The organism is Mesorhizobium sp. M1D.F.Ca.ET.043.01.1.1, from assembly GCF_003952385.1.
GTDB lineage: Bacteria > Pseudomonadota > Alphaproteobacteria > Rhizobiales > Rhizobiaceae > Mesorhizobium.
In genome coordinates this window covers 785,085-797,937 of the sequence record NZ_CP034444.1, presented here as the reverse complement: position 1 = coordinate 797,937, position 12,853 = coordinate 785,085, and the positions used below count along the sequence as shown (strand labels likewise).

Annotated in this window: 18 protein-coding genes; 13 read left to right on the top strand and 5 right to left on the bottom strand. The window is 64.3% G+C overall.

Annotation, left to right across the window (positions count from 1 at the left end; all coding sequences use genetic code 11):
- Positions 1-323: 323 nt before the first annotated feature.
- The 3 genes from EJ067_RS04165 to EJ067_RS04150 all read left to right on the top strand — a co-directional run bounded on the left by EJ067_RS04165 (position 324) and on the right by EJ067_RS04150 (position 3,180).
- A complete protein-coding gene (locus tag EJ067_RS04165; RefSeq protein ID WP_126084802.1) occupies positions 324-1,211 on the top strand; it encodes a DMT family transporter in 888 nt (295 codons plus the stop codon).
- Positions 1,212-1,437: 226 nt separating this feature from the next.
- On the top strand, positions 1,438-2,004 hold the full coding sequence (locus tag EJ067_RS34415) for a hypothetical protein (protein ID WP_189510380.1): 567 nt from the start codon (positions 1,438-1,440) through the stop codon (positions 2,002-2,004).
- Between the two features lie 717 nt (positions 2,005-2,721).
- Positions 2,722-3,180: a hypothetical protein gene (locus EJ067_RS04150; RefSeq protein ID WP_126084799.1), complete on the top strand. Its 459-nt coding sequence runs from the start codon at positions 2,722-2,724 to the stop codon at positions 3,178-3,180.
- 151 nt (positions 3,181-3,331) lie between these two features.
- On the opposite strand, the gene EJ067_RS04145 is transcribed toward EJ067_RS04150, so the two are convergent.
- Together EJ067_RS04145 and EJ067_RS04140 are read right to left on the bottom strand one after the other, a co-directional pair.
- Positions 3,332-3,976, bottom strand: a complete 645-nt coding sequence (locus EJ067_RS04145) for a response regulator transcription factor (RefSeq protein ID WP_126084798.1) — start codon at positions 3,974-3,976, stop codon at positions 3,332-3,334.
- Positions 3,973-5,373 carry a sensor histidine kinase gene (locus tag EJ067_RS04140; RefSeq protein ID WP_126084797.1) on the bottom strand — a complete coding sequence of 467 codons (1,401 nt, stop codon included), beginning with the start codon at positions 5,371-5,373 and terminating at the stop codon, positions 3,973-3,975. Before EJ067_RS04140 ends, EJ067_RS04145 begins: the two co-directional genes overlap by 4 nt.
- Before the next feature lie 248 nt (positions 5,374-5,621).
- Between EJ067_RS04140 and EJ067_RS04135 the strand changes: the two genes are divergently transcribed.
- Together EJ067_RS04135 and EJ067_RS04130 are read left to right on the top strand one after the other, a co-directional pair.
- Positions 5,622-5,840 (top strand): hypothetical protein, encoded by a 219-nt coding sequence (locus EJ067_RS04135; protein ID WP_126084796.1) that lies wholly within the window; start codon positions 5,622-5,624, stop codon positions 5,838-5,840.
- Positions 5,841-6,212: 372 nt separating this feature from the next.
- Positions 6,213-6,482 carry an excalibur calcium-binding domain-containing protein gene (locus tag EJ067_RS04130; protein WP_245468161.1) on the top strand — a complete coding sequence of 90 codons (270 nt, stop codon included), beginning with the start codon at positions 6,213-6,215 and terminating at the stop codon, positions 6,480-6,482.
- 33 nt (positions 6,483-6,515) lie between these two features.
- On the opposite strand, the gene EJ067_RS04125 is transcribed toward EJ067_RS04130, so the two are convergent.
- A complete protein-coding gene (locus EJ067_RS04125; RefSeq protein ID WP_126084794.1) occupies positions 6,516-7,055 on the bottom strand; it encodes a DUF6428 family protein in 540 nt (179 codons plus the stop codon).
- A gap of 42 nt (positions 7,056-7,097) precedes the next feature.
- Here EJ067_RS04125 and EJ067_RS04120 point away from each other — a divergent pair, with 42 nt between their 5' ends.
- From EJ067_RS04120 to EJ067_RS04105, 4 genes are read left to right on the top strand one after another with little or no spacing between them, the layout of a single operon-like run.
- A complete protein-coding gene (locus EJ067_RS04120) occupies positions 7,098-7,448 on the top strand; it encodes a metalloregulator ArsR/SmtB family transcription factor (RefSeq protein WP_126084793.1) in 351 nt (116 codons plus the stop codon).
- The gene (locus EJ067_RS04115; RefSeq protein ID WP_126084792.1) at positions 7,445-8,155 is read left to right on the top strand and encodes an MIP/aquaporin family protein; all 711 of its coding nucleotides are present in this window, start codon (positions 7,445-7,447) and stop codon (positions 8,153-8,155) included. The genes EJ067_RS04120 and EJ067_RS04115 overlap by 4 nt, the downstream gene beginning before the upstream one ends.
- Positions 8,152-8,565: an arsenate reductase (glutaredoxin) gene (arsC, locus tag EJ067_RS04110; protein WP_126084791.1), complete on the top strand. Its 414-nt coding sequence runs from the start codon at positions 8,152-8,154 to the stop codon at positions 8,563-8,565. Before EJ067_RS04115 ends, arsC begins: the two co-directional genes overlap by 4 nt.
- Positions 8,566-9,294, top strand: coding sequence for an MFS transporter (locus EJ067_RS04105; protein WP_126084790.1), 729 nt, complete (start codon positions 8,566-8,568; stop codon positions 9,292-9,294). It abuts the gene before it with no gap.
- On the opposite strand, the gene EJ067_RS04100 is transcribed toward EJ067_RS04105, so the two are convergent.
- Positions 9,295-9,477 carry a hypothetical protein gene (locus EJ067_RS04100; protein WP_245468160.1) on the bottom strand — a complete coding sequence of 61 codons (183 nt, stop codon included), beginning with the start codon at positions 9,475-9,477 and terminating at the stop codon, positions 9,295-9,297.
- A gap of 205 nt (positions 9,478-9,682) precedes the next feature.
- Between EJ067_RS04100 and EJ067_RS04095 the strand changes: the two genes are divergently transcribed.
- Positions 9,683-9,832, top strand: a complete 150-nt coding sequence (locus EJ067_RS04095; RefSeq protein WP_095770090.1) for a hypothetical protein — start codon at positions 9,683-9,685, stop codon at positions 9,830-9,832.
- Between the two features lie 130 nt (positions 9,833-9,962).
- Here the strand turns inward: EJ067_RS04095 and EJ067_RS35080 are convergent, their stop codons facing one another.
- Entirely contained in the window at positions 9,963-10,301 is a 339-nt protein-coding gene (locus EJ067_RS35080; RefSeq protein ID WP_245468159.1) for a hypothetical protein, read from the bottom strand.
- Positions 10,302-10,335: 34 nt separating this feature from the next.
- On the opposite strand from EJ067_RS35080, the gene EJ067_RS04085 reads away from it, so the two are divergent.
- From EJ067_RS04085 to EJ067_RS04075, 3 genes are read left to right on the top strand one after another with little or no spacing between them, the layout of a single operon-like run.
- Entirely contained in the window at positions 10,336-10,593 is a 258-nt protein-coding gene (locus EJ067_RS04085) for a metal-sensing transcriptional repressor (protein WP_126084789.1), read from the top strand.
- A gap of 7 nt (positions 10,594-10,600) precedes the next feature.
- Complete coding sequence (locus EJ067_RS04080) at positions 10,601-11,929, top strand: cation diffusion facilitator family transporter (protein WP_126084788.1); 1,329 nt, start codon at positions 10,601-10,603, stop codon at positions 11,927-11,929.
- A complete protein-coding gene (locus tag EJ067_RS04075; RefSeq protein WP_126084787.1) occupies positions 11,926-12,642 on the top strand; it encodes an ABC transporter permease in 717 nt (238 codons plus the stop codon). The genes EJ067_RS04080 and EJ067_RS04075 overlap by 4 nt, the downstream gene beginning before the upstream one ends.
- Positions 12,643-12,853 lie beyond the last annotated feature (211 nt).

Below are 12,853 nucleotides of genomic sequence, written 5' to 3'. Positions count from 1 at the left end.
ATTCCCGCGGCGTCCAATGGTCCTATGTACTCATGGGCAGTTGGTCTGAGTTTCGAGCAGTATTATCGCAAGAGATGTTGGGCGATCACGCCGACAACCATAACGAGTATGTTAGGAGTATTGAAAGAAAGGCTCGGTCGTTGCGCGCCGATCCCCGTTCGAACTTGTGAGAAAGTCCCTTGAATCTCAAGGCTTTGTGCAGCGCAGCAGCCTGCCGGCAACGTGACGGGCGCCTTGTCCCATCATCCTTCGCCCGCTGCCTCACGACAGCGCGGCCGCCAGGTCCTATCTCCGCATCCGACCATGCGGGCAGGGGGGATGGAGTGACGTCGACGCCGATCGCAAAACCGGAGGCGCAGCTGGGCGCCTTGCCCGTCGTGGGCCTGCTTGGCGCCATTCTTTCGGTGCAGGTGGGCGCCGCCTTTGCCAAGGGCCTGTTTCCGGTCCTCGGGGCGGAGGGCACGACGATGCTGAGGCTCGTCATCGGCGCGCTGATGCTGGCGGCGGTCCTCAGGCCATGGAAAGTGCTGCCGACACCGAGGGGGCTGCCCTGGCTTGCCGCCTATGGCGTCACCGTTTCGGTCATGAACCTGCTATTCTATGCCGCGCTCGAGCGCATTCCGCTGGGCATCTGCGTGGCGCTCGAATTCACCGGCCCGCTTTTCGTCGCCACACTCGGCTCCAGGCGTTTGCTCGACCTCGTCTGGGTGGTGCTGGCGGTCGCCGGCATCGTGCTGCTTTCTCCTTTCGCCGATGTCAGCCGCGGGCTCGATCCGGTGGGCGTGCTGCTTGCGCTTGCCGCCGGCGGCTGTTGGGGACTCTATATCATCTTCGCGCAGAAGGCCGGCGCCGAGCTTGGCGCCCGCACCTCGGCCTACGGCATGGCGATCGCCGCGCTGGTCGCGCTGCCTTTCGGTTTCACCGCCGCGGAACCTTATCTCGCCGACCCGCATGTCATGGCGACCGCGGTCGTCGTCGGGCTGTTCTCCAGCGCGCTGCCCTTCTGGCTGGAGATGATGGTGCTCGCCAGAATGCCGGCGAAAGTCTATGGCATGATCGTCTGCCTGGAGCCCGCAGGCGGCGCGCTGACAGGTTTTTTGTTCCTGCACGAGAGCCTGAGCGCGTTGCAATGCGCCGGTATCGGTGCCGTGATCGCCGCCGCCTTCGGCGCGGCCGTGACAGCGAGAGCGCCGGTTCCGTCGACTGGTTGAGCCCGATGCATGCCGCCAAAAAAGCTGTGCGCGCAGCCGCGCCCGACCGCATCCGGTGGTTGAGATAGGACTTAGGTCCGATATCGTTGCGAAAAAGGTCCGATAAAACAAGACAAGGGTCGTGGGCCACTTCCCCACGACGCGCTGATTGGGGATGCTGATGCTGCGACATTGCCGGTGGGGTAGTTCGGCCGAAGGGTCGGATGGCTGGCAAGGGGAGAATGGGATGCGCGTATCGCGCATGGGCTGCAGGCATGTCTTGCGGGCGCTCACTGCGCTGGCGCTTGTTGTCGCGCCTTTTCATCTCTCCCTCGATGGTCCTGTCGTGGCCAAGGCCTATGCCGGCAAGGGCGGCAATGGCAACGGCAACGGCGGTGGAAACAACGGCGGTGGAAATAGCGGCGGCGGCAATAGCGGGGGCGGAAACAGCGGCGGCGGAAACAGCGGCGGCGGCGGCAACGGAAACCGTAACGGCGGCGGTAACAACGGGAACGGCAACTCGGGCGGCAACAACGGAAACAGCAACTCGGGCGGCAACAACGGCAACAGCAAGGGCGCAACGAACAGTGCCTCCAACAGTGCCGCAAGCAGCACCGCCGATGTCGACGATCATGTGACCGCCGCGACCGGCGACAAGGTCGAGGTCAGTGCCAGCGGGATCCAGGTCACGCACCGGAACGGAATGAAGGAGACGGTTGAGGACGGCAGGTTCAGGATGGAGGACAAGTTTGGTCGCACCATCGTCGAGCGCAAGGCCACAATGGCCGATCTCAATCGCCTGAAGAGTTTGTGAGAACAAAGTTTGTGAGAGCGAGGTTCTATCTGGATTAGATCTTTAAGGGACCAAAGGCCAGCGCTGCAAAATCAGGTTGCCACCTTTTGCTTCGTCTCTTCGGTCCTGATCATCTTATGACAGAACTCCCGCTACTCACCTTGCCCCCGCCTTTTGGCGGGGGTACTTTTTGGGGCCCTTGGGATGGCTGCCGGGTAAGGCGGGCTCTTGGCGCATGGCCCCGCAAGGCGGGAAGACACAATCCATACGCAAATCAAAGAGTTACGGTGCTTTTCGCGTCCAAGTAGAAACAGCTGCGCCGTAGAATGCCGCGGCTCGTTGGGCGTCCGCGTGGTTCTCGCAGGCCATAGTCATAATGAATTGCCGGACAATTTCCAAGCGATTTGGTTAACGCAGCTGCAGTCGCGGCTTCGAATTCCTTCTCCCTCCAAGTATGTCGTCCAAAAGTGCGCAGCGGTTTGGGGACGGTGACATGCGCAAAATAAGGACTAAGCGCGTCGCCTGGGTACGCTTCACCGCGACGCGCTCTAGTTGCGACGATGGTCCCCAGGTGGTTGCTAAAAAGGTCCGACCGGGCATGGCATGGGTCGTGGGCCGCTTCCGTAGGCTTACCAAACCGTGAATCTTTTTCCGGTTAGTAAACCGGTTTCGCCTTGGCCCGGCTGAGAGCGGAACTTCGGCAGGGCCGAGGCGGAACCGGCATGAACCAAGGATAGCATGCGCGAACCCGCCTCCAGAAGGTTTGTCCGCCTTACGCTGCGCGCTGCGGCCGCGCTGGCGCTTGTTGTCGCGACTGGTCATTTCACCCCCGATAGCCTCGCCAAGCTTCTGGTGCCCACCGCTTATGCCGGCAACGGTCATGGCGGCGGCAACGGTGGCGGCAACAGCGGTGGCAATTCAGGCAACAGCAATGCCGGTGGCGGCAATGCCAATGCCGGTCCGGGCAACAACAACGGCAAAGGCAACACCAACCCGGGCGGCGGTGCCGCCAGCCATGTCAATGCGACGACGGGCGACATCGTCGAGATCGACGGCAATAAGATCACCGTCACCCACCGCAACGGCATGAAGGAAGAGATCGAGAACGGACGCTTCGAGATGACGGATGCGCAAGGCCGCACCATCGTCGAGCGCCGGGCGACCGAGAAGGATCAGGCCCGTCTGCTGGGCTTGTGAGGGTTGAGAGAGGCTACCCCCTTTTCCGCACCCTCGCATGTCACCCCCGCCGTCCGGAGGCGGGGGTGATTGCCTTTTTAGGGGAGTGTAGGGGAATAGGGAGTGGGGCAGAATGCTTTCTTTCCTACTCCCTTACTGCTCTACTCCCTAACTACGGTCTTTCCTTCGCTTCATGCATCAAGAGCGCTGCCTCCGTCCGGTTGCGCACGTTGAGCTTGGCGAGCACTCGGGTCATGTGGTGCTTGACCGTCTTTTCCTGCAGCGACAGCCGGGCGGCGACCTCCTTGTTGCTCAGGCCCTCGGCCACCAGCCTCAGGATCTCGGCTTCGCGGCCGGTGAGCTGGCTGAGCGGGTCGGGCTTGCGGCTGGTGGGCTGCAAGAGGTCCGACAGCAGCCGCGCCGAGAGTGTCGGCGAGACGTAGCTCTGGCCGTTGGCGACGTCGCGCAGGATCTCGGCCAGCGACTTGGAGCCGACGCCTTTCAGCACATAGCCGCGCGCGCCAGCCTTTAGCGCCTGGGCGACGTCGGCATTGGTCTCGGACACGGTGAGCATTACGATCTTCTGCTCAGGCGCCGCCGAAAGGATGCTGGCCAATGCGTTGAGGCCGCCGCCCGGCATGCTGATGTCGAGCAGCAGCACGTCGGGCGTGCTGCCGCGGACCAGCCTTTCGGCGTCCTCGGCGCTGGCGCCTTCGCCCACAAGCTCGAAGCCGCCGATCTCGCCGAGGCTGCGCGCCACGCCCTCACGAAACAGCGGATGGTCGTCGACAATAGCGATGCGGATGGGTGTGGTCACGGCTGCTCCTCGACAGACAATGTGATTACCAGTCTCGTTCCTCCAGGACCCGAAAGCGTCTCGAATTGCCCGCCGATGCTTTCGATACGCTCCCTGAGGCCGGCGAGCCCCAGGCCTTCGCTCCGTGCGGGGTTGAAGCCCGGACCTGTGTCCTGCACCTCGACCAGAAGCTTGCCGCCCTTCATCGTGGCCCTCACCTGCTGGCCCTTGCCCTTGCCGTGCCGGTAGGCGTTGTTCAGCCCCTCCTGCACGAACCGATAGATGCTGATCTTCTCCGAGGTGCCGAGTTCGGGCAAGCGCTCCGGCAGCGTCAGCAGCACTTTGGTGTCGGTGCGTCGCTCATGCTCGGCGACCGCCAGCCGCAATATGTCGGCGACCGCCTGCGTCTCGATCTGCGGCAGCACCAGGCCGTTGCAGATGCCGCGTATCTCTCGCATCGCCTCGCCGAGCGTCTTGTGGATGCCTGCGATCTCGGCTTCGCGCTGCGGTCTGGGCGTGGCGGGGTCGACCAGCACCGGACTGTCCATCCTGAGCGCGGCAAGCGCCACCAGTTGCGCCGGGCCGTCGTGCAGGTCGGCGCCGATGCGCCGCAGATAGCGCTCGTTGATGGCGGTGGCGCGGCGCGATGCGCGCTGCACGCGCTGGCGAAGCGATGAGTTCTGCGCCAGCGCCGACTGCAGCTCGGTGACCTTGGCCTCGAGCGCTGCGCGCTGTGTCTGGATGGTGCGGCTGCCGCGAAAGACGATGCCCGACAACAGCGCCAGCGAGGCCGCCGTGGCGCCGGCCACCACCAGCCAGGTCCATCTGAGCGCCGAGTTCAGCGTCTGCTGGAAGTCGTCGGCGATCTCATAGAATTCCGACACCGCCACCACTTCGCCCGACCAGGGCTCGCGCACGGGGTTGTAGATCTCGAACAGCGGCGCGTTCACCGCTTTCTCTTCGCCCGCTTCGGGATCGTCGTCGAGGTCGTTGTACTCGGCCACGACATTGCCGCCGAAGGCCGAGATCAGATTCGGGTTGGCAGGAAAGCTCTTGCCGATCAGCGACGAGTCGTCAGCGTAGAGCACCGTGCCGTCGCGCCGCCACAGCTTGAACGACACCAGCCTCTTGCCGAGCGCGCCCTGGCCAAGCGTCTCGTCCAGCGCCCGCTTGACCGTGTCGTCGAGCTCACGGCTCTTGCGCAGGTCCGGCAAAAGCGGCGCAATCACGCTGTCGACATAGAGCGCTGTCGTGGTGGCGGAGTTGTGCATCACGCCTTCGCGGATCTGCGACGTCACCCAGAGGCCGACGACGAGCATCACGGCCAAAAGTCCGATACCGCCGGCAATCACGAACTGCCAGGCCAGCGACAGCCCGCTCCAGACTTGCAAAAGTCGTTTCAAAGTCTCGCTGAGCATACGCGCGATTCACCCCGCCACTGGCAAAGATTATAGGCCAGTCGCAGCGAATGCGACACCGACCTTGGTCCTGCGTCCCGGGAAGGGGTTAACGCCATCGCGGCGGCCGGATGCGAATGGCCGTTGGAAAGTGCCAAAAGCGCATCGCGCTGAAACGGATTCAGGCGGCTCGCGATAGAGAAAAGGCGGCATTGACGGCGCGGTTTCCGGCGGAACGCAAAGCGGGGCGACCGCGTTTTTGTGTCGCTATGCCGAAGAATTCTTTCGCTCACAAGGCCGAGAGACCGGCCCTTGCCTCGCTTGCCGAGGCGGAGCGCCAGGCGCGCGCCGAAAAGAACGCCAGGCTAAGGGACCTTCGCACGCACACGTCATGGCTGGTGCTCGATCCCGATGCGCTTTTCCGCGACGAGATCGACTGCTCGGCGCTGTTCGGTGATGCTCCTATGCCAAAGGTCACCCGGCGGTAGGGCGGCCCTCGGCCGTTATGCCGTCTGAAGCTGTCCGACTGAATTCGGATCCGCCCGCGATATCGCGATCAGCCGCGCAACGGCCAACGGCGCCATGAGTATGAAAACCGCCGTGACACCAAAGAAGATCGACAAAGCCAGATCGATCCCGCCGTGATCATAGCAGACTGCAAATCCCATGACGCCTTTAGACCACCCCGCTGCGCATCAGGTTGCCATACATTGATCCCAGCATGAGCCTCATTTGCGAGAAATACAAGAGATCGCTAATTTGAGAGGAGCGCTGTCAGCCGGGGGCCGATGTTGCTGCCGTTCTTCCATTGGCCTTCGGTCCATCACCGCCGCCGCCTGGGCGCGTGGAGGTGGGTGGCCTTGGCTGCGCCCTTTATCCTTTTGTCCGGCTATGTCGTCTATGGTTCAATCGGCATCCGTTTCGCGTCTCCCTTTTCGGTGCTGCGGCACATAGCTGCCTTTCCCAATTGCGCCACCGCCCGACTGGTCGGCCTCGCGCCGGCACGCGCCGGGCAGCCCGGCTACTGGCCGACGCACGACGCCGACCATGACGGCATCGCCTGCGAACCCTGGCACGGAATAAACGGGAGCAGGGTAAGGGTGCACCGCTATCGGAGCACGGGCAGATAGGTCCGGGGGCCTCAGATTGGCGCTGTCGACCGCCTAGGCGCAACAGGCTTTGTCTCTCGCGGGCGAACAAAGCGATGCATCGGCCGCCTTCTGCTCTTCCAGCCAGCGGTCGCGGGGCTTGCAGCTTGCCGGCCGCGGCGACAACTCGACCTCGACGGTGCCGCCGACCAGTGTCGGCTGCGTTGCCCGGTGAAGCTCCATCGGCCTGATGCCGTCGCTGACTTCGAAGGTCAGCCTGGCGGACTGGTCGAGAGCGACGTGGTCGGCGACCTTGCGGATGATGGCAGCGAATTTGCCGGTCGGCATGTGCACCGGCCCGCCTTCGTCGACGTCCCATAGCTGGACGAAGATTTCCGACCAGGATTCCGGGTTGGCGCCGCAATCCAGCGCCGAGAACTGCCCGGCCTTGACCTCGGTCACATGGTAGCCCGGCTTAACCGGCCGTCCGCCATAGCGGAACACCAGCGGCTTGTCCTTGTGGTCAGCCAGCGCGTCGAGCAGGTCGCCGATGGTGAGATCCGACGGGTCGATGGCGAGGATGGGGGCGATTTTGCGGTTGTCAGGAGAGAGCATGTCGGCTAATCCTCATTTCAACATTTCAAGGATTATTGAAACGTGGATGAACGTCAAGCCCTGATCGCCTTTGGCGCGCTGTCGCAGGACACGCGGCTGAGGCTGCTTCGGTTGCTGGTTGTCGCCGGGCCGGATGGCATCGCCGCCGGTTCGCTCGCCGAGCAGGTCGAGGTCTCGCCCTCCAATGTCAGCTTCCACCTCAAGGAACTCGAGCGCGCCGGCCTGATCAGCGCGCGGCGGGACGCACGCTCGATCGTCTACAGCGCCGAATATGACGCGCTGTCCGGCCTGATCCGGTTCCTGATGGAGGATTGCTGCTCGGGCCGCCCCGAAATCTGCGCGCCGGCGCTTGCCGCGCCTTGCTGCCGGCCGGGCGAGGGGAGCCGGCAGTGACCGCCTACGATCTTCCGCGACGCGCCGTTGCCGAAGCCCTGGGCACCGGTCTCCTGGTGGCGACCGTGGTCGGCTCCGGCATCATGGCCGAGACGCTGACGCATGACACGGCGCTGGCGCTGCTCGGCAACACGCTTGCGACCGGCGCCATGCTGGTGGTGCTGATCACCATCCTCGGACCGATCTCCGGCGCCCATTTCAATCCGGCCGTCTCGCTTGTCTTCTGTTTGAACCGGACGCTGCCGGCCCGCGATCTGCCGGCCTATCTCGCCGCGCAGGGCGCCGGCGGCATCGCCGGCACCATTGCCGCGCATCTCATGTTCGCGCTGCCGGTGCTGGAGTTCGCGACGAAGCTGCGCGCCGGACCGGCGCAATGGTTCTCGGAAGTTGTCGCGACCTTCGGGCTGGTCGCCGTCATCCTCGCCGGCATTCGCTTCGAGCGGCGGGCCGTGCCCTGGCTGGTCGGCCTCTTCATCACCGCCGCCTACTGGTTCACCGCCTCCACCTCCTTCGCCAATCCGGCCGTCGCGCTGGCGCGTTCGCTCACCGACACGTTTTCCGGCATCAGGCCGGCCGATCTGCCCGGCTTCATCGTCGCCGAGCTGCTTGGCGCCTTGATCGCGCTGGCGCTGATGGGCTGGCTGCTGCAGCCCGAAACCATCGAGCATCCCAACCCCCGAGAGCCGAGCCCGAGAGCCAACCCATGACCGTCACGATCTATCACAACCCCGCCTGCGGCACCTCGCGCAACACGCTCGCCATGATCCGCGCCAGCGGCGAGGACCCGGTGGTGATCGAATATCTGAAGACCCCGCCCGCCCGCGAGCGGCTGCTCGAACTGATCGCGGCGATGGGCATCACCCCGCGCGAGCTACTCAGGGAGAAGGGAACGCCTTATGCCGAGCTCGGCCTTGGCGACCCGAAATGGAGCGGCGACGAGCTGGTCGACTTCATGCTCGCCCATCCCATCCTCATCAACCGGCCGATCGTCGAGACGCCTAAGGGCACCAAGCTCAGCCGTCCGTCGGAGGCGGTGCTCCCGCTGCTTGACAATCCGGTGCGCGAGTTCGTCAAGGAGGATGGCGAGAAGGTCGGCTACGTGCCGGGGCAAGCCTGATTGGAAGCCGCGGCACCTGTCGCTCGCAATCGCCATGTCCTCGTCTCGGCGCTTGGCGCCGCGATCCACCTTCTGCTCTGCCTGCCGCTTCACCTCTGGGCGATACCGCCGCCTCCGCCGCTCCCGACGCCGGCGCCGGCTGCAACCGGGCTGAAGCAGCCGTCGACCACCGGCCGGACGAGGACACGTCTCATCCTGCTCGCCTCCATCCAGACCGTGGCGGCACTGATAGCATCCATGCTCTCAGTCCATCTCCTTGCCCTGCTGCAGCTTCGCGGGGTGGGCCTGGCGGCCGCGGTCGGCCTTGGAGCTTTGGTCGGTCCGTCACAGGTCGGCGCGCGCGTGGCCGAGATGCTGATCGGCCGCAACCGGCATCACCCGATCTGGACGATGCTGAGATCCGTATCGCTGCTTGCGGCCGGCGTCTGGCTGCTGCTTGCGAGCCCGGCCCTCATCGCCCTGGCATTGATCCTCTATGGCGCCGGCAACGGCATCCATACGATCGCGCGCGGCGCCCTGCCGCTCGTCCTGTTCGATCCGCAACGATACGCCGCGCTCATGGGCAGGCTCGCGACGCCGAGCCTGATCGTCCAGGCGGCAGCTCCCTCGATTGGGGCGCTGCTTCTCGGCGCGGGCGGGGCCAACCTCGTCCTGACGACGCTGGCGCTTGCCGCAACGCTCAATGTGAGGCTCTGTGTCTGCCTGGTGGTGTCTGTGCGCCGGACCTAGTCACGCGCAGTCCTTCAGCTCGATCACCTCGACGCCGAGGCGGAAGGCCTGGCCGTCGGCATAGGAGCGGGCATATTGCTCGGCTTCGAAGGGGAAGGTCAGCGTGGTGCCATAGGCGGTGACGCGCACCGTCCACTTCTGGCCCTTGACGAGTTCGACGCCGTGAAGCTTCGCCGTCATCATCTCACCCTCCTCCAGTCCGCATGCCCGCAACGTTACCCTAACGTCACGGAAATCATTTGAATGCAAATAATCCGACCGAATTATGTCGCCGCCCTGTCGATTCCGACATTCGGCCCGCCGCTTCCGTGAAATGGATCACGTTCGGCCTGCGGAACCCGGACAGCTTGAGGGGGTTAGAGGTTATGAAATCTCAAGGGAGGCAGCCATGATCCGCAAGCTGAAGTCCGGCGAATACCGTCTCTATTCGCGCAAAGTGGACCCTAGGACCGGCAAGCGCCGGAACCTCGGCACCTTCAAGTCGCGCGAGGCCGCCGAGAAGCACGAGCGCGAGGTGCAATACTTCAAGCGGCACTAGCGGCTTTTGAGGCCCGTTGCTTTCGATCTTCTCGGGTTCCTGCTGTCGAAACCGGCGATGCTCGGCCTTTCGAATGAGCAGCGTCATCGCCCATGTCGCAGCACTTCGCGGGCAAGCAAGCAGGTGCGTTCTAGTCCGTCGTGCGGCCGCCGTTCGGGCTCGAACCAAGCGCGTGGGCTTCGCGCTCCAGCGCCACGCGATCATTGCCATATTTGGCAAAGAGCTGCCGAGCTTCAGGGATCGTAAGCTGGAACTTCCTCGCGAAACAGGCGACGTCGAAATCCTCGCCGATCAAGACGTGATCAGCCGCGTCGCGTGAGCTTTCATTGTCTGACATCGAAAAATTCCTCCTGACGGAAGAAAGGCGCGCGCGACGCCATGGTTCCGGATTGTTTTCCAAGCGATGCGTAACGGATGCGCGGAGGATTCGCGGCCAAATCCGCATGGTCGGCTTCGGGTGGTTCTCCATTGCGCTATCCTACCCCGGAGGATAGGATAACGCCATGACGGTACACAGTTCCCATCCCGATATCATCGTCCGGCTCAAGCGCGCGCACGGCCATCTCGCCGCCGTGCTCACCATGTTCGAGCAGGGGCGCTCCTGCCTTGACTTGGCGCAACAGCTTCATGCCGTCGAAAGCGCCGTCGGCAACGCCAAGCGCGAGCTGATCCACGATCATATGGAGCACTGCCTGGTCGAAGGCGGCGCGCCGACCAGCGACACGCTCAAGGAGCTGAAACAGCTCACCAAATACCTGTGAGGCAACCATGTGGGCAAGGATTCTCGCCTGGTTCGGGTTCGAGGCGCATGGTCACGACCATGGTGGGCACAGCCATGATCGCCACGGGCCGCACGGCCATACGCATGGCGTGATCGACGCTACGATCGCGACCACAGATCGCGGCATCTGGGCGATCAAATGGTCGTTCGTGATCCTCGCGATAACCGCGGCTTTGCAGATCGCCGTTGTCGTGTTTTCGGGCAGCGTGGCGTTGCTCGCCGACACCATCCACAATGTCGCGGACGCGACCACCGCCATACCGCTCTGGATCGCCTTCGTGCTGGCGCGCCGCAAGCCGACCACGACCTTCACCTATGGCCTCGGCCGTGTCGAGGACTTGGCCGGCATCGTCATCGTGCTGATCATCCTGGCAAGCGCGCTGGTCGCCGGTTATGAGGCGATTGACCGCCTGCTCGACCCGAAGCCGGTGCGGTTCCTCGGCTGGCTTGCCTCCGCCGGCGTCGTCGGCTTCCTCGGCAACGAGGCGGTGGCCGTGTTCCGGATCCGAGTCGGCCGCCAGATCAACAGCGCCGCGCTGATCGCCGACGGCTATCACGCCCGCACCGACGGGCTCACCAGCCTTGCCGTCGTCGCCGGCGCGATCGGCGTCTGGCTTGGCTATCCGCTGGCCGACCCGATCATCGGCCTGCTCATCACCGCCGCCATCTTCGGCATCGTGTGGCAGTCGGCGCGCTCGGTGCTGACGCGGATGCTTGACGGCGTCGAGCCCGGCCTCGTGAACGAAATCCACCACGCCGCCGAACATGTCCCCGGCATCGAGAAGGTGGTCGAGGCGAAAGCCCGATGGCTCGGCCACAAGCTGCATGTGGATGTGGCGATCGCGGTCAATGACGGGCTGCTGCTTGCCGCCGCCAACAATATCGCCGTGTCGCTGAAAACCGAACTGTTCGCGCACATTCCGGCCCTCGATGTCGCTACCGTCCGTTTCGCTGAATCCTACGCACGGGCCGGGCATCATCACGCGCCCGATCCGTTCCTGGTGTCGGGCAAGCTGGCGAGCGGACTGTTGGAGATCGTCGACACGCCGCAGGGCGAGCGCATGCGCCTGCGGCTGTCGCGCCACGCCGAGGGCTTGCGGGCGAATGTCGCCATCGAGCGGCCGGGCGGTGCGGTGGAGCGCCTGCCGCTGTCGCCTGTCGGCGGCGACCATCACTATCTCCAAAGCATCGTGGCGCCGGCCGAGCCGCATGAATTTTCCGCCAGGCTGCAACTGGCCGCCGGCGCCGACAGCGAAGAACTGCCCTTCGCCATGGCCGAACCGGAAGGCCATCATCACGAGCACGCGCATGGATGATACAGGCGCTTTTTGACTACCAGCGCGAGATCTACATCGCGGTGGCGCAACATCTGAAATCCTTCGCCGCCAATGGCAGTTGGCTGGCGCTTCTTGCTGTATTGCCAATGGGCGTTATGTTCGGCGCCGCCCATGCAATCACGCCCGGCCATAGCAAGACCCGGCTCGCCGCCTATATAACCGGCTCGCGCGTGCGGCTGTCGCGGGGGCTGCTGGCGTCGCTGGCGTTATCCTTCACCCACATCACCCTTGCCGTGCTGATTGCGGTGCTGGCGCTGCCGCTGGTCTCGATTGCGCTGGGCAGCGTTGGCCGCGCTCCCGCCCTGGAAACACTTAGCCGGGGCCTTCTCGGATTGGTAGGCGTCTGGATGATCTGGCGGGCGCTGCGCGGCCGTCACCATCATCACGCCCGTGAAGGCGAGGTCGTCGGCGTCATGGCCGGACTGATCCCGTGTCCGCTGACGCTGTTCGTCATGACCTTCGCGATTGCGCGGGGCGTGCCCTGGGCCGGACTCGCGTTCGCGGTCGCCATGATGGCGGGCGTCGCGATCACGCTCGGCATGGTGGTCGCCCTGGCGGTGCTCTTCCGCCGCGGCTCGGTCGCCATCCTCGAGCGGTTCGGCTCGAGCACCGCGCGGCTCGCAACTTTACTGGAGGTGGCGACCGGGCTGATCCTGATCGGCGCGGCGCTCCATCAGGTCCTGGGTGTCTGAATGCGTGTCGCAGAAAAATGTGCGGCAGTTTTGGGAACCGTTTCGGCGTGACGCGCTTTAGAAGCAGGTTGCGGGCGCCTGGGCGGCAATCGATGACCGAAGCGATGTGCCGGCACAAACGGCGCCGCATTTGTGTGGAACGGGATGATGCCGCAATTAGCAATCGCTAACGGAAAGGAAACGCCTCGCTGTTACCATGCGGCTTCGGGTG

Coding starts and splice junctions, on each gene's coding strand:
- EJ067_RS34415 (WP_189510380.1), top strand. CDS start 1,438: ATGCGCGTATCGCGCATGGGCTGCAGGCATGTCTTGCGGGCGCTCACT.
- EJ067_RS04150 (WP_126084799.1), top strand. CDS start 2,722: ATGCGCGAACCCGCCTCCAGAAGGTTTGTCCGCCTTACGCTGCGCGCT.
- EJ067_RS04140 (WP_126084797.1), bottom strand. CDS start 5,373: ATGCTCAGCGAGACTTTGAAACGACTTTTGCAAGTCTGGAGCGGGCTG.
- EJ067_RS04135 (WP_126084796.1), top strand. CDS start 5,622: ATGCCGAAGAATTCTTTCGCTCACAAGGCCGAGAGACCGGCCCTTGCC.
- EJ067_RS04125 (WP_126084794.1), bottom strand. CDS start 7,055: ATGCTCTCTCCTGACAACCGCAAAATCGCCCCCATCCTCGCCATCGAC.
- arsC (WP_126084791.1), top strand. CDS start 8,152: ATGACCGTCACGATCTATCACAACCCCGCCTGCGGCACCTCGCGCAAC.
- EJ067_RS04100 (WP_245468160.1), bottom strand. CDS start 9,477: ATGATGACGGCGAAGCTTCACGGCGTCGAACTCGTCAAGGGCCAGAAG.
- EJ067_RS04095 (WP_095770090.1), top strand. CDS start 9,683: ATGATCCGCAAGCTGAAGTCCGGCGAATACCGTCTCTATTCGCGCAAA.
- EJ067_RS35080 (WP_245468159.1), bottom strand. CDS start 10,301: ATGGAGAACCACCCGAAGCCGACCATGCGGATTTGGCCGCGAATCCTC.
- EJ067_RS04085 (WP_126084789.1), top strand. CDS start 10,336: ATGACGGTACACAGTTCCCATCCCGATATCATCGTCCGGCTCAAGCGC.
- EJ067_RS04080 (WP_126084788.1), top strand. CDS start 10,601: ATGTGGGCAAGGATTCTCGCCTGGTTCGGGTTCGAGGCGCATGGTCAC.
- EJ067_RS04075 (WP_126084787.1), top strand. CDS start 11,926: ATGATACAGGCGCTTTTTGACTACCAGCGCGAGATCTACATCGCGGTG.